This window comes from Vibrio aquimaris, assembly GCF_009363415.1.
Taxonomy (GTDB): Bacteria; Pseudomonadota; Gammaproteobacteria; order Enterobacterales; family Vibrionaceae; genus Vibrio; species Vibrio aquimaris.
On sequence record NZ_CP045350.1, the window covers coordinates 2,993,734 to 3,012,581 of the forward strand.

Consider the following 18,848-nt stretch of genomic DNA (forward strand, 5'->3'; position numbering starts at 1 on the left):
CTCATCGCAGGAACAACTTACAGGTTCGCGTCTAAAAACTCTTTCAGTTGAGTTTTAGACAAAGCGCCTACTTTAGTTGCTGCTACACCACCATCCTTAAATAGTAATAAGGTCGGTATACCTCGGATACCAAATTTGGGTGGAGTACCTGCATTTTGGTCGATATTTAATTTACCGATAGTGAGTTTACCTTCGTACTCGTCTGCGATTTCGTCCAAAATAGGGGCGATCATTTTACAAGGACCACACCATTCTGCCCAAAAATCAACAAGAACTGGGCCTGCAGCATTGATTACATCGTTCTCAAAACCGTCATCAGTTAGCTGCAAAATCTTATCACTCATCTTACACTCCAATGTGTTTTTTCGGACTGGTTGGATGATAACCAGTATTTAGATGCCCTATTGGAATGTATTTACCTTCGTATTGCAAGCTTAAGCTGATATTCTATAGCTATGAAAAAGACGCATATCACAGAGCAAAAGTTCGCCGATTTGGGTTTACACCCCCAAGTTATTGAAGGTTTGAATAAAAAAGGGTTCGAATTTTGTACCCCAATTCAAGCTTTGGCGTTGCCGGTATTGCTCACCGGCCAAGACATTGCAGGACAGGCTCAAACTGGAACAGGGAAAACCCTGGCGTTTCTGACTGCTACTTTTAACCACCTTCTCAACACACCCGAGCATGAAGGTAGAAAGATTACACAACCTAGGGCCATCATAATGGCTCCGACTCGTGAGCTTGCCATCCAGATATATAATGATGCCAAGCCGTTAATTGAGAGCACAGGCATCAAAGCCGCACTGGCTTACGGTGGCGAAAGTTATGACAAGCAATTGTCAAAGCTAGAGCAAGGTGTTGACGTTCTTATTGGCACCACAGGTCGAATTATCGATTTTTATAAGCAACGGGTATTTAATCTTAAAAGCATACAAGCCGTCGTCCTTGATGAAGCCGATCGAATGTTTGATCTAGGCTTTATTAAAGATATACGCTTCCTTTTCCGCGGCATGCCAGAACCCAAACAACGCCTAAACATGTTGTTCTCTGCCACCTTATCTTATCGTGTTCAAGAGCTGGCTTTCGAGCATATGAATAACCCAGAACACCTTGCTGCTGAGCCAGAGCAAAAAACAGGTCACCGCATCCAAGAAGAACTCTTCTATCCATCAAACGAAGATAAGATGACTCTTCTACAAACTTTGATCGAAGAAGAATGGCCTGAGCGAGCAATAGTATTTGCTAACACCAAGCACAAATGCGAGTCAATCTGGGGACACCTTGCGGCCGATCAACACAGAGTTGGGCTTCTCACTGGCGATGTGCCTCAGAAAAAACGTGAAAAGATCCTTGAGCAATTTACTCGTGGAGAAGTCGACTTGCTTGTCGCAACGGATGTGGCCGCTAGAGGACTGCATATCCCACAAGTCACTCACGTATTCAATTATGACCTACCTGACGACTGTGAAGATTACGTTCACCGCATAGGCCGCACAGGAAGAGCTGGTGCGAGTGGTCATTCTATTAGCTTCGCTTGTGAAGAATACGCCATTAATCTTCCCGCGATTGAAGAGTATATAGAACATACCATTCCAGTCTCTGAATATGATGCGTCAGCGCTAATTCAAGATCTGCCTGCACCATTACGTATGCGTTCTAATCGACCACAGCAACGCCGTACTAACACTGGTGGTTCACGCTCGAATAACCGCCGTTCAAACAACCGCTCTCGTCAGCGTCACAGTAAAGATTCATAAGGCCGTTTATGAGACAAGAAGTGTCATCCCCACTTTATGCTGCCATTGACCTAGGGTCTAACAGTTTTCATATGCTGATTGTTCGTCATATTGACGGCAGCATACAAACCATGGCGAAAATAAAACGTAAAGTACGTCTAGCTGCAGGACTGGACTCAAACAATCGTTTGAGCCAAGAGGCTATGCAGAGGGGGTGGGACTGTCTAAGTCTCTTTGCTGAACGCCTGCAAGACATTGATAAGCAGAATATTCGCATTGTCGGCACAGCAACACTGAGAACAGCGACCAATGCCGATATCTTCCTTAGCCATGCCAAACAAATACTAGGCTATGAGATAGAAGTTATTGATGGTAAGGAAGAAGCCGCAACTATCTACAAGGGTGTTGCGCACACTTCAGGTGGCTGCGGACGCCGCTTAGTGGTTGATATTGGCGGGGCAAGTACAGAGCTCATCATCGGCCAAGGGTTTGACGCTCAAGTGCTCAACAGCTTAAAAATGGGCTGTGTCACTTGGCTAGAAAATCACTTCAAAGACCGACAGCTTTCTGCTGAAAACTTCGAAAGTGCTATAGCCGCAGCCAAAAAAACCCTACACCCCGTACTAAGCCAGTACACAAGCATAGGTTGGGATGTGTGTGTCGGTGCTTCAGGCACAGTGCAAGCCTTGCAGGAAATTATGCTGGCACAAGGAATGGATGAGGTCATCACCCATGCTAAGCTAAAACGACTACAAAAACAGGCCATGCTCACCGATCACCTAGAAGAACTTGAAATTGAAGGCTTAACCCTAGAGCGCGCCCTAGTGTTCCCGAGTGGCCTTTCTATTTTAATTGCAATTTTTGAGCTGCTAAACATAGATTCGATGACACTGTCTGGCGGAGCACTGCGCGAAGGACTGGTATATGAAATGGTTGATGAGCTTAAGCAAGACAACATTCAAGCTCGCACCATAGCCAGTGTACAAAGTCGCTACCAATTGGATAAAGCGTACGGCGATCAAGTGGCTAACTTGGCTGGTAAGTTGCTCCATCAATGTGAAGACAAATGGATACCGGAAGCGCAAGGCACTGCAATTCTAGAAGCAGCGGCTAAGTTACATGAAATCGGTCTAACCATTGATTTCAAAAAAGGCGGGGATCACAGCGCCTATCTGTTGCAACATCTAGATCTGCCAGGCTATACACGCGCTCAAAAGCAGCTTTTGAGTGAGATAGTACGTCGTTATCGCGAAAACCTAACTCCTCTGCCAGCGCAGCATGCCATGTCAGCTAGCAGCGCCGCACGAGTGCTCCGTTTACTTCGTGTGGCAGTGATACTTTCACACAGGCGCAACCCTGATTTAGAACCAAAAATCAGACTGACATCGGATAAGGACGAGCTGACACTCATCATGTCTTCTCGCTGGCTTAAAGCAAGCCCTCTCATCGCAGCGGAGCTAGAAATAGAAGCCAACCGACAAAGTGATCTTGGCTGGCCTCTCGTAATTACAACCGATTAAAAACCAAAAAGCCCAGCATAGATAGCTTGGGCTTTTCGTTCTTCATTCACTATGAACTGGTGCCGAGAACTCTAAAGTTGGGGTTCACCGCGGTGATTTTTTTCACCAGATAGTTCAATAGCACACCATACATAGGAACAAACAGGCCTAAGCTAATGATGAGTTTAAAACTATAGTCGACCAAGGCTATTTCAACCCAATGTTCTGCCATAAAAGGGTCGCTACTTTGATAAAACGCAATCGAGAAAAAAGCGATAGTATCAAGAGCGTTTCCGAGCAAGGTTGAACAAGTCGGTGCTATCCACCACTGCTTCATTTGCCGCAAGCGATTAAATACATGCACATCCAATATCTGACCGAGCAGATAAGCCATAAAACTTGCAATCGCGATACGTGCAACAAATAGGTTAAATTCACTCAGATGAGAGAAGCCTTGAAATTGGCCTTCAAAAAAGAGCACTGACAACCCATAAGACACCGCGAGCGCCGGCAACATCACCCAAAAGATGATTTTTCGTGCTAGCTGAGCACCAAAAATACGTACTGTCAGGTCAGTCGCCAAAAAGATAAATGGAAAAGTGAAGGCGCCCCAAGTGGTATGAAAGCCAAAAACCGTAAATGGCAATTGAACCAAATAGTTACTAGAGGCAATAACGACGAGATGAAACAGGGTTAAAACAAGAAGCGCTTTACGCTGCTGAGCGAGAGAAAAACTACTCATAAGATACCTTTTTAATTTGGTTTGGGGGTGAGGGAACCCAAATCGAGTCCAATATGTTATTGAGCTCTTACCAACACTGTTAATAATCAAAGCTGATAATTATCTAGACGAATATCTCAAGCAAACAATTTCGCCACAGCTAGAATAAACATCTATCGATATTCAACTTGATAATTATCGCGGCCGGTGATTATACATTAACCACCTTTAGCTGCAATAGCGAGTATGGACGCGCAAGATGCCTAGCTAAAAGCCACAGCGAAATAAGTTAGCCAAGTAATCAAGTTCTTCTTTGCTGTCTTTTATCACTAGTGATTCAATCCATACACTTTCACTGTAATGCTCAGATTTGAGTAATAGCTGGCAACCTTCAAAGTCAATTAACCATGAGTGAATGTCCGCATCCCATTGCTTTTCTATAACTGTTGCAGAAAGTAGCATCACCATTTGCTCTGCCATTGCAGGAAAACTATCAAAATCAAAGCTTGGCGTTTTTAGTTCCAAACGCCCTTCTTGCGGCTGATATGCCCGCAAACCGAATCTGTGTGTAGAATCAACCATGGTAAGAAACATGCTCCTGAATCAAATCTAAAAATGGATCGGCGTATTTCTCCAACTTACGCTGGCCTACCCCACTAACAGCCAACATTTCACCATAAGAAGTAGGTAATATTTCTGCCATGTCAATTAATGTTGCATCACTAAAGACGACATATGGTGGTAGCCCATCTTCATCAGCAATCGATTTACGCAATTTGCGCAGCTTGGCAAATAACTTCTTATCGTAATTCTTACTGGTTAGCTTATCTGATTTAGCCGTTCTCGCGGCAGTATCCAGTCTAGGAACCGCCAACTCTAAGATCATATTACCCCGTAAGAGTGGGCGAGCTTCTTCAGTCAACTGAAGCGTTGAATTACGGGTAATATTTTGTGTCAGCATCCCTTTATGTATCAACTGACGAAAAATACTGACCCAGTAATCATGGCTGTTTTCACGGCCAAGACCATAAGTTGAGAGCTTGTCATGACCATGCTCTCTAATGCGGCTGGTTTGCATGCCGCGCAGCACTTCAACCACATAACCAATCCCAAAGCTCTGGTTGACTCGATAAACGCAAGATATTGCCTTACGTGCTTGGTCAGTTGCATCAAAATGTTTGGGTGGGTCAAGGCAAATATCACAATTGCCGCAAGGCTTATCACTGTATTGACCAAAATAATTGAGTAGGACTTGGCGCCGACAAATTTGCGCTTCAGCGAAAGCACTCATGGCATTTAACTTATGACTTTCTACCTGCTTTTGCGGCCCTTCATCTTTTTCATCCAACATGCGTCGTAACCAACCCATGTCCGCTGGGTCATACAGCATCATGGCTTCAGCTGGCAGACCATCTCGACCAGCTCGACCCGTCTCCTGATAGTAGGACTCTATGTTGCGTGGAATATCGAAATGAACAACAAAACGAACGTTAGGCTTATTAATCCCCATACCAAAAGCGACGGTGGCAACCACTATCTGTATATCATCACGCTGAAAGGCTTCTTGAACATAAGCTCGTTCATCGGTATCTAGCCCAGCATGATAACTCGCAGCACGGATATGGTTGTTGCACAATTTTTCTGTCACCATTTCGACTTTCTTGCGGCTACCACAATAAATAATGCCGCACTGGTTTTTTTGTCCCGTAACGAATCTTATGATCTGAGAAATGGGTTTATGTTTCTCTAGCAAGGTATAGCGAATGTTGGGCCTATCAAAGCTGCCTAAATAAACATGTGGCTCTCGAAGCTGCAATCTTTGGGTAATATCATTACGAGTCGCTTCATCGGCGGTGGCGGTCAGCGCCATAATAGGCACATGAGGAAATTGCTGTTTTAGTTGACCCAAAGAGGCATATTCTGGTCTAAAATCATGCCCCCACTGAGATATACAATGAGCTTCATCAACAGCAATCATTGACAACGAAAGAGTTTCAAGCCGCTCAACAAAGTCTCGCATGAGCACCCGCTCTGGAGAAAGATAAACAAGTTTTAATTGCCCCATTTGCATACGACTGTATACGCTACTAAGTTCCTCGCGCGTCATTGTTGAGTTTATACACTCAGCCGAAACACCATTAGCTTTTAACTGATCAACTTGGTCTTTCATTAGTGAAATCAAAGGAGAAATCACTATAGTTAACCCTTTACAGACTAAAGCTGGGATCTGGTAGCAGAGTGACTTTCCTCCACCAGTTGGCATAATGACGATACAATCCTGACCGCTCACTACAGAATCGATCACTTCTTTTTGACCATCGCGAAATGTTTTATAGCCAAACACTTCTTCTAGGACAACTTCAGGTGTGATTGAGGGTTCGGCTTGTTGAGCAAACAATGTCTCAGTCATGAGTGCCTCAGTTAGACAAGGTAGAGAAAAGCAAAGCGCACATTGTAGTGGTGTTCGGATATGAATAAAACCGCAAATTACCGCCTATTAGGACGAAAAGACGCCAAGCACTAGATGATATATTTACCAATTTGTATACTAGACAAACAATAGAATAAGAAGAAACACATTAATGACCACAGATCAAGAATCAAGACAGGGTATCCTACTCGCCATCGCAGCCTACACAATGTGGGGCATTGCACCGATTTATTTCAAAGCTATCAGTCAAGTTCCAGCTCTTGAAATCCTCAGTCATCGCGTCGTTTGGTCATTTATTCTACTTGCTGTTTTATTACACATAGGCCGCCGCTGGCGCAGTGCAAGAGACATCTACCGCTCAAAAAGTAAGATGTTACTATTAATTTCTACCGCCCTGTTAGTTGGAGTCAATTGGCTGATTTATATTTGGGCAGTGAACTCAAACCATATGCTAGATGCCAGTCTTGGCTACTATATCAACCCTTTACTCAATGTCATGCTCGGATTGATATTCTTGGGCGAGCGCTTGAGAAAAATGCAGTGGTTTGCCGTTGCTCTAGCAACTTGCGGTGTAGCCATACAAGTGATCATATTTGGCTCAATCCCTACCGTTGCCATAGCCTTAGCATTAACCTTTGGGTTTTATGGATTGCTGCGTAAAAAAGTCAAAGTCGATGCTCAGACTGGTTTGTTTATCGAGACCTTAGTGATGCTGCCAGCAGCAGCCATTTATCTGCTTTGGATTGCCGACTCTGCCACTTCTGATTTTAGAGTGAATACTTTAACCTTAAATGTTTTGTTGATCTGTGCGGGTATAGTGACCACTCTCCCGCTACTTTGCTTTACTAGTGCGGCAACTCGTCTCAAACTCTCAACTTTAGGCTTTTTCCAATATATAGGTCCAAGCTTAATGTTTTTGCTAGCAGTCTTAGTTTACGGTGAGTCCTTTACAATTGATAAGGCTATTACCTTTGCATTTATCTGGAGTGCTTTAGTCATTTTTAGTTATGACGGGCTTAAAGCGAGTAATCAAAAAAAACAGGTATAGCCCATCAAGAGTAATAATGAAATACAAGCACTCCATCTAGAACCTTATAAGTAAGAATATTAGGCCTCAACGAATCCCAATTTTTGGTTCTAAGGTTACGTACTATTAGGTCTTCAAGGTGAGATGCTGCCTTAATACGCTGATGCCTTTTGTCAGCGCTAAACCAAGGAAGCTTGGCATGGTTACCAAACATACGGATACTTCCTTATTCTAGAAGTGGCTCTATCACATATTCTTAAGTTTATGATAGAGCCTATTAAATATCCCTTTGTTAATTAGGTTAGTTACATATGTTCTTCGGATCGTCTACAAATAGCCAGTTAGCACCAGTATTCCACTCCGACGACATTGAGTCATTAGCAGCTTGATAATCTGGCGCATCGCCTGCGTTTGAATACCATTGGTTCTGATACACACGTTCACCACCCTCTTCGTCTTCGTAGATAACAGGCTCGCTACACTCTTGGTATGCAACACTTGAATCCCAATATCCATCTTCTACAGGTGGCTTCTCAGGTTCTTCTTCATACGGTACAACCTCAAAAACACACTGCTCGTCTCGGATATCGATATTCATTTGCGTTGGTGAGTTGGGGTCAAAACTATCCGTAGCTTGCTGGAACGCTGCATTAGCTTCATCACTACAATCAACACCACCTACGCTGTAGGTCAAGCTATCGATGTCAGAGGAGAGGTCCAAAGATTGGTGGTGGCCTGGAGTTAACCAATCGTTGTAAACATTTGCTCCTTCAACACTTGCAGCCATAAACAAGGCATTGGATTGAAGCTTTTCATCCGGATAAATAGTCATCACTTGAGAAGGATCAATCGGACCTTGCTCTGCGAATGTTTTGAGCTCAACCGAGGTAATCATAGCCTCTATGATCTTACCAAAGTCATGTTGATAACTTATTGTATCCTCTGTTTTAAGGCTGTCGAAAACGGGGAGAGCATTGCTTTCTATGGTCGATTTTTCCTCCTCAGTATAGAAGCCATACTGAGTCAGAAGGGTAAAGTAGGCACTAATATCATCCCAGCTTAAACGCTCGTCATACTTAGTCGGCGACTCATCAAGTTGCTTAGCCACGTCCGGTATTTGACGAATATAACGTGTCCCAAAATCGTTTTGCTTAGTAAAACAAGTCCAATCATTTTCAAGCTCTTGACTAGCCATACAGTGATTAAACGTTTCTTCATCTTTTAGCGGCTGATCTTTAGCAGCGTATGGGCCTCGGTTATACATAAAAGACAACATAATTGCCAATGCATCAGGATCTTGTGAACCTTGAATAAATTCATGTAAACGGTTTTGAGGGTTAGCTTGACCCTCTGGATTCTGATCCCATTCTAAAGAGCCAGTATTAATTCCAGTTGCAGAAGCATTATAATAAGCACTGGTTGCTGCAGACCCGAGAATGTTACGAGCAGGACCATTGTTTGAACTTAGTACAGCCTTAGGATCCATGCTTGCAAACAACGCAGGAAAACCACCACTGGCAACCCCTTGTAGCTCAGACCATGCACTTCCAGGATACTCTACCTGAAGTACTCCGTCATCGCAGGTTTCATCCGTAGAACACATAATATTATCATCGGGCAAATCATCACCCAACGAGGATTCTTGCAAGCCTTTAGATAAATAGTAATTTGGCCCCATATTTCTCATAAAGTAGTCACCAAATTGCTCTTGTGTTCCATCTGGCCCCGTAAAAGTCTGCTCTAAGTTGAAGGTACCACCATCTTTATTAAGGCCATACTGCATCAAGACCATACTATTCATAGCAGAATGTGCAAAAGCCATTGCCCATAATTTATGCTCTTCTACATAAGTATCTTTAGCAGAATCATTGCCAAAAATTTCCAAACTAACTAAGTTAGGATAATCATTGACAAAATTTATCGTTCTTTGATCACATGTACTTTCATCTAAGACAAAAGAGCCATCTTCTGTTTCCATTATATCGCAGTGGTAATCAACCGTCGTATTTGTTGCTAAGTTAATATCATAGCTTGAATTTTGTGGTAGTAGTGCCTGATATTCCTCCGTTGAAATCATCTTGCCAGCATAAACATATGAACCAGACAAAGCAGCTACCATGCCTATTGTTATCAAATTTAATCTTTTCATCTATTAAAAATCCTTATATAATTATTTCAGTTTATTTAAATCCATCTAATGATAATCAAAGAAAAATTTTTACCACCTCCAACTAATACAAATACAAATACAAATACAAATACAAATACAGAATTATTATAAAGTAACACAATTATTATTTATTATTGCACTTATTTCTGATCAATTATTTAGATTAAAGTTATTTTTTAAAATATTTTGGTATAGAACCAAAATTTATTTATCAAGTCACTGTAGATATAATTAAAATCTATTAAACGGAAATAAAAAGAACCTTTAATGTATTATTCAAATACTGTTTATTAATATTAAAAACTCAATGCTTGAATATATTTATGCCAATATGTCTATTATTATTTATAACATTCAAGTGATCTTTTTTTACAAGACAAATGATAGAAAAAAATATATAATTGATTAAAATTCAACCGGACTTTAGCTATGGATCAAGTCAAGTATCACAGTACACAAAATGAGAATATAGGTCTGATCCAAGCTAGTTATCAAAGATTTACCTTTCGAAAACACTTCCATCTTGACTTTCACATCGGTCTGATCACCAAAGGCCAACAAAAGTTCTATTCCCAAGGTACGAGCCATACTGTTGGTAAGGGACAAGTTGTCATCATGCCACCCGATGAGCTACATGATGGAAGCTCGATGTACAGCAATGGCTATCAGGTACGGATATTTTCTATCGATCCCAGATGGTTTAGTGAGCTCGCTGAGCTAAACAGTGGGAGCGATCAGGTTCAATTTCGCCAATTGATTATTTCAAACCCAACTCTTTTCCAACATATGATTAGGCTCCATCAAGCCTTGGGCACTCACAATCTTAGTCAGTTAGCAAAAGATTGTTTACCATACGAGGGTTTTGAGTTCTTATTTCGTCATTATGGCACCATACAACCAAAAGGCACTGTACCACTGGGAAACCAATCAATCTCAACGCTAAAAGACTATTTAATGGAAAATTTAGCCCAGCCAGTGAAGCTTGAAGAATTATCACAGCTGTGCGAGCTCAGCCCGGCACAATTTCAACGTCACTTTAAAGCTAAAGTCGGTTTAACACCTTATGCTTGGCTCAGCCGTTTAAGGCTCGAATATGGTTTTAAACTGCTTAAAAGCGGAGTAAGTGGCACTGAGGTCGCCCATCAAATTGGTTTTTATGACCAAGCACACTTTAGTAAAGCCTTCAAAGCGTCTTATGGTATTTCACCCTCTAAGATTTAGTGTTAATAATTTACAATCTTCACTGTTTTGATTAAGACAAAATAGGCTCATGATTAACTAATTGGGCATCACAATGAACGAAATCACCATTCTTACTACGCTTGCCAGCGTGCACTTTATTGCTCTCATGAGTCCAGGGCCAGATTTTGCTTTAGTGGTCCAAAATGCCGCACGTTATGGCCGTCAAACCGGACTCTATATTGCCTTAGGTCTCTCATTTGGCATCCTACTGCACTCTATCTTGAGCCTAACTGGAATTAGCTACTTGGTTCACCAACAACCAGAACTCTTTGCTGGATTACAGTTCGTCGGGGGTAGCTACCTAGCCTATTTAGGTTATTGTGCTCTCAAAGGATGTTGGCAAGCAAAAAATAATCTCGAGTCACACTCTAAGCGGGAAAGCAGCACACTGTTAAGCAATAAGCGTCAAGCTTTCTCTCGAGGATTATCAACTAATATCCTTAACCCTAAAGCTCTAGTTTTCTTCATAAGCCTTATGTCAAGTCTAGTGCCAGCAGATATGTCGCTCACAGGTAAAGGACTTGCATTGGGTATATTGTGGGGTCTCTCTTTTGTATGGTTCTCCCTACTCGCTTGGGCACTTTCTACCAAACATATGCAAGGAAAAATCAAAGCGATGGCATTTTATATTGATGGCTTGTGTGGGCTGATATTCACCATCATAGGCACTAGTATTCTTTGGCAGTCCATATCCGAGTTACTGTTAAAAGTGTAAAAAATTTGATTCCAGATTACATTTTTATAACAAACCTTTAGACTCTCAGCGCTTCCACTGCCACTCTGTCACCGCATAATTCACAAGGAGTACAAGATGCAGTGGAAACGACCATTTTTAACAACCTGTCTATTATTGACCTCGGTTTCAGCTTTCGCCAATCAGGCAGCCGATTCTGTTGCCCCTGAACAAAGCAGCGGCCTAGAAACAAAACAATTAGTCAAAGCAAAAGACTGGATGGTTACAGCCGCAAATCCACTTGCGACTCAAGCTGGCGCTAATATTCTCAAGCAAGGTGGCAACGCCATCGATGCCATGATAACCACTCAGCTGATGTTGGGACTTGTCGAACCGCAATCTTCTGGTATTGGCGGTGGGGCTTTTCTTGTCTACTGGGATGCTAAACAAAAAAAACTGACAACCTACGACGGACGAGAAACCGCTCCTCTTGCCGCTACACCACAATTATTTCAGGACGAACACGGTCAGCCGATGCAATTTTATGATGCCGTGGTCGGCGGCCGCTCTGTTGGCACACCTGGAGTAGTAAAATTGATGTGGGAAACCCACCAAAAATATGGAAAGCTGAAATGGGAGCAACTATTTGAACCGGTAATTCAGGTAGCCAAACAAGGCTTTGCTATCAGCCCTAGGCTTGCCACCCTAATCAGTAAAGATGCCAAGCGTTTGTCTCGTTTTCCTGCCACAAAAGCCTATTTCTTTAACCCTGATGGCTCAGCAAAAAAACAAGGCACCATTTTAAAAAACCCAGCTTATGCAAACACCTTATCTAGCATTGCCAACCACGGAGCAGATGCTTTCTATAAAGGTAAAATTGCTAGAGATATCATTAACACAGTAAAATCAGCACAGGGCAATCCAGGTGTCCTCGCCCAGCAAGATTTCGACACCTATAAAGTCAAACAGCGAGAGCCTGTTTGCTCAGCTTACCAAAGCTATGATATTTGCGGTATGGGTCCACCAGCTTCTGGCGCTCTTACCATCAATCAAATATTAACCATGACACAAGAGTTTGACCTTCAAACTTGGGGCCCCGAAAGTGCTAAATCTTGGCAAGTCATTGCTGATGCTTCGCTTTTAGCCTTTGCAGATCGTGGCATGTACATGGCGGATGAAGACTTTGTTCCTATGCCGACTCAAGGCCTAGTTGATTCTGAATACTTAAAGCAGCGCGCCAAACTGATTACTCCCGGAAAAGCATTAGAAAATGTTTCGGCGGGTTCACCTCCGTGGAGTTACGCACATCAACAAAGTCCTGACGAATCTATTGAGCTGCCTTCAACCAGTCACTTCAATATTGTCGACAATGAAGGTAATGTCGTATCCATGACAGCATCGGTTGAAAATGCATTTGGCTCACGCCTCATGACCAACGGCTTTATTCTCAACAACGAGCTCACTGACTTCTCATTTCGTACCCACAATAATGGTAAACCAATTGCTAATCGCCTCGAGCCGGGTAAGCGCCCCCGCTCCTCTATGGCGCCAACCATCATATTAAAAGATGGCAAACCCTATATGGCGATTGGATCTCCCGGAGGAAGTCGCATTATAGGCTATGTAGCGCAAGCCATTATTGCTCATACTCAGTGGGGCATGGATATCCAGCAAGCTATCAATCAAGCTCATGTACTAAACCGTTTCGGCACACTTGATATCGAACAAGGCACCTCTGCAGAAGAGCTCAAGCCAGAACTCGAAAGGATGGGATTTGAGATCAAAGTGGGTGACTTGAACTCAGGTCTTCACGCAATACTTATTAATGGTCGCCAATTAGAAGGGGCAGCAGATCCAAGAAGAGAAGGTACGGCAATCGGTCATTAGTAATATTTACCCGCCATCTTGTGAGATATTTCTTACAAGATGGTGCGTAAATACCTCTTTTTTAATGAGCTTATTGAAATTAGAGTAATATAACTAGCTGTTATAAAAGGGGTTGTTTTATTTTTGAACACTTGATTTTAATAACGAATAAAGAGTCCAACCTTGAGGAATATTCTTGGCATCGTAATATAGCACTTGTCGGAAGGATGCTGACACGGAACAGGAAAGGCCAAGGAATTGGTGACCTTCAGGATGAAGATTCGGCTACTTAGTTTAGTGGTCGGCAAGGAAAGCAAACTGGACATTGAACGGACTCATATTAGTAACTAGGATGGGTTACTACTAGGGAAGGGAAATGGATACCGCTTAAGGATTAGGCGATGTGAGCTAACTAGGATAGTTAGCGGACCAGGATAAGGTCATGGACACCGCTAGGATGGCGATGAAAGGACTGAGCTGAAGGACATCAGCATACTATCAAGGAATGATGCATGGAGCACCTTTAGTAGCGGGATTGCTGCGAGTAAGACTATAACCCCGATGGGCGAAAGCCCTCGGGGTTTTTCTTTTCACCTAAAGCTGCTCTAGCTTTGCATAGGCAGTCACCAACCATTTAATCCCTTCACCATTAAAAGCAACTTGTACCCGACCTTGATGGCCACTGCCTTCAAAATTAATAATGGTTCCTTCACCAAACTTGGGATGTTTAACACGCGACCCCAAACCAAAACCGGTTTCATTAAAGTTATCTTTGACAACTTGAGTACTAAATCGCCCCGCACTCGCCGGCCTGCTAACCTGAGCTTTCATTCGAACTTCATCTAAACAACTTTCGGGCAACTCTCGAATAAAGCGTGATGGTTTATGGTATTTATCTTGACCGTACAAGCGGCGCATTTCAGCATAGGTAATGTAGAGCTTTTCCATCGCGCGAGTCATGCCCACATAACACAAGCGTCGTTCCTCCTCCAAGCGACCCGCTTCTTCGGCTGACATCTGACTTGGAAACATTCCCTCTTCCACTCCAACCATAAAGACCAGTGGGAACTCCAGCCCTTTTGCGCTGTGCAAAGTCATCAGTTGTACCGCATCTTCAAATTCATCAGCTTGCCCTTCACCTGCTTCCAACGCAGCATGGGTCAAAAATGCCGTGAGTAAAGTCATCTCTTCCGCTTCTTCTGGTTTTTCAAACTGACGTGTGGCTGTGACCAGCTCTTCTAAGTTTTCAATGCGAGCTTTCGACTTTTCACCTTTTTCCTGTTCATACATCGCATACAAACCAGAATACTTAATCACATGGTCAGTCTGGGCATGCAGTGGCAACTCACTGGTATCATCTTCAAGCGCGTTAATCAGTTCAACAAAACGTCCAAGAGCAGAGGCAGCTCTACCTGCAAGCACTTTCTCTTCTAACAAAGCCACGCTAGCATCCCACATGGTACATCCGCGATCCCTAGCTGCTAAACGCAGCGTCTCGAGCGTTTTGTCTCCCAGTCCTCGGGTTGGCGTATTGACCACTCTTTCAAATGCAGCATCATCATTACGGTTTGCTATCAAGCGCAAATAACTCAGGGCATCCTTGATTTCCTGACGCTCGAAAAATCGCATCCCACCATAGATTCGATAAGGCAAACCCGCTTGGATTAAGGCTTCTTCTAACACACGCGACTGAGCGTTGTTACGGTAAAGCATGGCCGCATCATTCAATGAGCCACCTTTTTCCTGCCAATCTTTGATTTTATTGACCGCAAAACGCGCTTCATCTAATTCGTTATAAGCCGAATAAACTGAAATAGGATCGCCAGCTAAGCCTTCGGTCCATAATTCTTTACCCATACGCTCAGTATTGTTGGCAATCAACGCATTGGAAGCCTCAAGAATTGTCTTGGTCGAGCGATAGTTTTGTTCGAGGCGAATGGTATTAACACTTGGAAACTCTTGAGTAAATTTTTCAATATTCTCGATTTTTGCACCGCGCCACCCATAGATAGATTGGTCATCGTCACCGACAATCATCACATTGGATTCAGGCCCAGCCATCATTCTTAGCCATGCGTATTGGATGTTATTGGTATCTTGGAACTCATCCACAAGTATATGCTTAAAACGGGCTTGATAGTGCTCACGAATATGTTTTTTATTTCGCAGCAGCTCGTGAGCTCGAAGTAGAATTTCGGCAAAATCGACCAAACCCGCGCGATCACATGCTTCTTGGTAGGTACTATAGAGTTGAAGATAAGTTTGAGTCACAGGATCGCGATACGCATCAATATGATTGGGACGTAACCCTTCATCTTTTTTCCCGTTAATCCACCAAGCGACTTGCCTTGCTGGCCACTGTTTCTCATCCAAGTTCTGTGCTTTGATCAATCGTCGCAGAAGTCTCTGTTGATCATCACTGTCCATGATCTGAAAATCTTCCAACAACCCAGCATCCAGATAATGAGCACGCAAAATACGATGACAAATACCGTGAAAAGTGCCGTTCCACATACCTGATGTGGTTCCCATCATCAAGTCTTCGATACGACCTCGCATCTCAGCCGCTGCTTTATTGGTAAAGGTCACAGACATAATTGAAAAAGGCGAAGCCTGCTCAACGGACATCAGCCAAGCAATCCGATGTACGAGCACCCGTGTTTTACCACTTCCTGCCCCAGCTAAAACCAATAAGTTTTCAAGTGGAGCGGCAACAGCTTCACGCTGCTTATCGTTGAGACCATCGAGGAGTAAAGAGGGATCCATTAGCATTCAGTCACTGGTTATCTATACATGAAAAGTGATTATAACCTAAACACCAGACCGAGTTTAGAATATTCGCTGCAAAAAAACTTCCTAGATACATGCACAAAAACAATAATTTAAGTAGATTAAATTTATTTTTTATCTTTAATTGACGTTTTTTTGAAAGTTTTGCGATGTTTTTTCTATCCTTTTAGTTGAACAAGCATATGAAATACTGTGCTAATCAGCCTTAGCCAAACCTCAAGGAACTATGCGCTAAGGTATTAAAGTCTTCACTGAGAATGGAAAACCAGAGGAAACGAGAATGAAAAAATCAAGTCTTGCTGTCACAGCTGCGGTCACCAGCCTTGTTGCGTTTGGTGCAAGTGTAATGACCACCCCTGCTTTGGCTGCTGAGAAGGAAAAGTGCTACGGCGTTTCAAAAGCTGGAAAAAATGACTGTGCAACCAAATCCAGCTCTTGCGCTGGGACTTCAAAAGAAGATAACCAGAAAGATGCTTTTGTGGTTGTACCCAAAGGTCTATGTGAAAGGTTAGTCGGCGGCAGTACGCAGTCGTCATAGCAAGCAAAGGCGGCTTTATCATAGATAAGCCGCCTTGGTTTGACGCTCATAAAGGAATAATGAGTGAAGACAGATAAATATCACAAACAAGTGGGTGTCGGCCTACGTGCTCCTCACGTCGACTATTTTATTTCTAACAAACCGCCCCTAAGCTGGTTAGAGATTCATAGTGAAAACTATTTTGAGCCTTATTCAACGGCCAGAAAAAAACTGCGACAACTTGTCGATAATTATCAGATTAGCTGTCATGGAATCGGCTTATCTCTTGGCAGCATTGAACCGGTAAACACTCAACACCTCAAAAAGCTTAAAATGCTTGTCGATGAAGTCCAGCCCTTTCTTATTTCTGATCATCTCAGCTGGAGCCATCACGGCGGACATTACTTTAATGACCTTCTTCCTTTGCCTTATACCGAAGAAGCTTTGGATGTTTTCTGCCGCAACGTAAACCATGTACAAGAATATTTAAAACGACCGATTCTTATTGAAAATCCATCAAGTTATCTCAAATTTGACCACTCAACCATTGAAGAGTGGGAGTTTCTAAATCAAGTGCAAAAGCGTACTGACTGCAGACTATTGCTCGATCTCAACAATATTCATGTCTCAGCTTTTAACCATGGCTTCGATTGTCAAACTTACATTGAGGCAATTCCAGAAGATAAAGTTGATGAGATACATCTGGCCGGCTTTACCATTAAACACCTTGAGCAAGGGGAAATATGGATTGATACCCACAGTCAGCCAGTAAGTGATGATGTTTGGTCACTGTATGAGTATTGGCTATCCCATCATGGCCCACGTCATACTCTGATTGAGTGGGATCTCGATATACCAGAGCCAGAAGTGCTGTTAGAAGAATGCCAAAAGGCAAGCCAAAGATTGATACCATTTAGCACACTCAAAGGAAGAAAAGCGTCATGAGTTTAACTCTTGCCGACCTGCAGCAGAACTTCACCAGTGCGCTCCAATACCAAACATCTGGAGAAGAGTGCCACATCAAAAGCGATCATTTTACCGCAGAGGAACGCATCCAAATCTATCGTAATAACTTTATTATTGGTTTAACCGACGTTCTTCAGGCAACCTATCCCATGGTTCATGTCTTGGTTGGAGAGGAGTGCTTTACCCAGCTGGCTCGCCAGCATATTCTCAATAGCCCGCTCAAGTCTGGTAATGTAAGTCACTACGGCGAACACTTTGCGAGCAGCATAGAAAACTTCCCTAGGGTAATGGAAGCTGTGCCTTATATTCAAGAGGTCGCTAAGTTTGAATGGCAGATTGATCTATCAGAACAAATCTTATCTAAAGTCGAGCCAAGCAAGCACTTACTTTCTATCAATCAATTGTCATCTGTAGCAGAAGAACATCATCAATATATCAAGCTCCACTTATCTCCCAATGTACTAGCCTTTCAATCAAGCTTTGCTGTCTTTTCTCTGCGCTTAGCTATTGAAGCTAATGACTTCTCACAGCTAGATATCAATCATGCAGAGCAAGGCGTCATAATGAGTCAATATGATGGCCCGTGCTCGACAGTGAAACTGAATAGCACATCATTCGAACTGCTTGAGTATCTCAAAAACGGATACACCTTGGGGCAGATCCCTGAAACGCACCTTGCATGCCTCGAAACACTGCTCGAACATCAATTCATTTGCGGCTTTTCTCTCGCGCCACATCAATAAGGATATAACTATGCCCGAGTCCATAAATAACCTAATTAAGCGCTACGACGCCATAGTCGACAAAGCTCAATGCTTTTTTGTTCCGCTGTTATTGCTCTCTTGTCGCTTATGGGTTGCGTGGGTATTTTTTAATTCTGGACTTGTGAAAGTTTCCTCTTGGGACAGCACCTTGTATTTGTTCGAATACGAATATCAAGTGCCAATTCTACCTTGGGAGCTGGCCGCTTATATGGGAACCGCTGCAGAGCTTATTTTGCCTGTTTTTCTCGCATTAGGGCTACTTTCTCGACCAATGGGAGCGATATTATTTGTGTTCAATATTATTGCTGTTGTCTCTTATCCCCTGCTGTGGGAGAAAGGCTTCTACGACCATCAATTGTGGGGGTTAATGATTTTAGTCGTGGTGGTTTGGGGACCAGGACCACTTTCTGCCGACAAACTCATCAAAGGGAAATTGCAGAGCTAGT

General features: G+C 43.0%; 17 protein-coding genes. 10 read left to right on the top strand and 7 right to left on the bottom strand.

The genetic code is table 11. The annotated features are described in order from the left end of the window. Positions 1–17: 17 nt before the first annotated feature. Complete coding sequence (trxA, locus tag FIV01_RS13895; protein WP_004741193.1) at positions 18–344, bottom strand: thioredoxin TrxA; 327 nt, start codon at positions 342–344, stop codon at positions 18–20. 111 nt (positions 345–455) lie between these two features. Between trxA and rhlB the strand changes: the two genes are divergently transcribed. Both rhlB and gppA read left to right on the top strand, forming a co-directional pair. Further along, on the top strand, positions 456–1,757 hold the full coding sequence (gene rhlB, locus FIV01_RS13900) for an ATP-dependent RNA helicase RhlB (protein ID WP_152431505.1): 1,302 nt from the start codon (positions 456–458) through the stop codon (positions 1,755–1,757). Positions 1,758–1,765: 8 nt separating this feature from the next. After that, positions 1,766–3,256, top strand: a complete 1,491-nt coding sequence (gene gppA, locus FIV01_RS13905; protein ID WP_152431506.1) for a guanosine-5'-triphosphate,3'-diphosphate diphosphatase — start codon at positions 1,766–1,768, stop codon at positions 3,254–3,256. A 49-nt stretch (positions 3,257–3,305) separates the two neighbouring features. On the opposite strand, the gene FIV01_RS13910 is transcribed toward gppA, so the two are convergent. From FIV01_RS13910 to recQ, 3 genes are all read right to left on the bottom strand, one after another. Further along, positions 3,306–3,977, bottom strand: coding sequence for a 7-cyano-7-deazaguanine/7-aminomethyl-7-deazaguanine transporter (locus FIV01_RS13910; protein ID WP_152431507.1), 672 nt, complete (start codon positions 3,975–3,977; stop codon positions 3,306–3,308). A 246-nt stretch (positions 3,978–4,223) separates the two neighbouring features. Continuing rightward, entirely contained in the window at positions 4,224–4,538 is a 315-nt protein-coding gene (locus FIV01_RS13915; protein WP_152431508.1) for a DUF3630 family protein, read from the bottom strand. Continuing rightward, the gene (gene recQ / locus FIV01_RS13920; RefSeq protein WP_152431509.1) at positions 4,531–6,366 is read right to left on the bottom strand and encodes an ATP-dependent DNA helicase RecQ; all 1,836 of its coding nucleotides are present in this window, start codon (positions 6,364–6,366) and stop codon (positions 4,531–4,533) included. The genes FIV01_RS13915 and recQ overlap by 8 nt, the downstream gene beginning before the upstream one ends. 172 nt (positions 6,367–6,538) lie before the next feature. On the opposite strand from recQ, the gene rarD reads away from it, so the two are divergent. Next, the gene (gene rarD, locus FIV01_RS13925; protein ID WP_152431510.1) at positions 6,539–7,435 is read left to right on the top strand and encodes an EamA family transporter RarD; all 897 of its coding nucleotides are present in this window, start codon (positions 6,539–6,541) and stop codon (positions 7,433–7,435) included. Between the two features lie 4 nt (positions 7,436–7,439). Here rarD and FIV01_RS13930 read toward each other — a convergent pair whose 3' ends face one another. Continuing rightward, positions 7,440–7,628, bottom strand: coding sequence for a hypothetical protein (locus tag FIV01_RS13930; RefSeq protein WP_152431511.1), 189 nt, complete (start codon positions 7,626–7,628; stop codon positions 7,440–7,442). Between the two features lie 87 nt (positions 7,629–7,715). Then, on the bottom strand, positions 7,716–9,563 hold the full coding sequence (locus FIV01_RS13935; RefSeq protein WP_216649450.1) for a hypothetical protein: 1,848 nt from the start codon (positions 9,561–9,563) through the stop codon (positions 7,716–7,718). Between the two features lie 450 nt (positions 9,564–10,013). On the opposite strand from FIV01_RS13935, the gene FIV01_RS13940 reads away from it, so the two are divergent. The 3 genes from FIV01_RS13940 (at position 10,014) to ggt (ending at position 13,386) form a co-directional block, all read left to right on the top strand. Continuing rightward, positions 10,014–10,805, top strand: coding sequence for an AraC family transcriptional regulator (locus tag FIV01_RS13940; RefSeq protein ID WP_152431512.1), 792 nt, complete (start codon positions 10,014–10,016; stop codon positions 10,803–10,805). A gap of 73 nt (positions 10,806–10,878) precedes the next feature. Continuing rightward, positions 10,879–11,541 carry a LysE family translocator gene (locus FIV01_RS13945; protein WP_152431513.1) on the top strand — a complete coding sequence of 221 codons (663 nt, stop codon included), beginning with the start codon at positions 10,879–10,881 and terminating at the stop codon, positions 11,539–11,541. Positions 11,542–11,637: 96 nt separating this feature from the next. Beyond that, positions 11,638–13,386: a gamma-glutamyltransferase gene (gene ggt / locus FIV01_RS13950; RefSeq protein WP_152431514.1), complete on the top strand. Its 1,749-nt coding sequence runs from the start codon at positions 11,638–11,640 to the stop codon at positions 13,384–13,386. A 573-nt stretch (positions 13,387–13,959) separates the two neighbouring features. Here ggt and uvrD read toward each other — a convergent pair. Next, positions 13,960–16,131 carry a DNA helicase II gene (uvrD, locus tag FIV01_RS13960; protein ID WP_152431515.1) on the bottom strand — a complete coding sequence of 724 codons (2,172 nt, stop codon included), beginning with the start codon at positions 16,129–16,131 and terminating at the stop codon, positions 13,960–13,962. Between the two features lie 304 nt (positions 16,132–16,435). On the opposite strand from uvrD, the gene FIV01_RS13965 reads away from it, so the two are divergent. From FIV01_RS13965 to FIV01_RS13980, 4 genes are all read left to right on the top strand, one after another. Continuing rightward, entirely contained in the window at positions 16,436–16,693 is a 258-nt protein-coding gene (locus FIV01_RS13965) for a BufA1 family periplasmic bufferin-type metallophore (protein ID WP_114787836.1), read from the top strand. 63 nt (positions 16,694–16,756) lie between these two features. Then, on the top strand, positions 16,757–17,617 hold the full coding sequence (gene bufB / locus FIV01_RS13970) for an MNIO family bufferin maturase (RefSeq protein WP_152431516.1): 861 nt from the start codon (positions 16,757–16,759) through the stop codon (positions 17,615–17,617). Beyond that, positions 17,614–18,381 carry an HvfC/BufC N-terminal domain-containing protein gene (locus FIV01_RS13975; RefSeq protein ID WP_152431517.1) on the top strand — a complete coding sequence of 256 codons (768 nt, stop codon included), beginning with the start codon at positions 17,614–17,616 and terminating at the stop codon, positions 18,379–18,381. Before bufB ends, FIV01_RS13975 begins: the two co-directional genes overlap by 4 nt. 10 nt (positions 18,382–18,391) lie before the next feature. Continuing rightward, the gene (locus FIV01_RS13980) at positions 18,392–18,847 is read left to right on the top strand and encodes a DoxX family protein (RefSeq protein ID WP_152431518.1); all 456 of its coding nucleotides are present in this window, start codon (positions 18,392–18,394) and stop codon (positions 18,845–18,847) included. Position 18,848 lies beyond the last annotated feature (1 nt).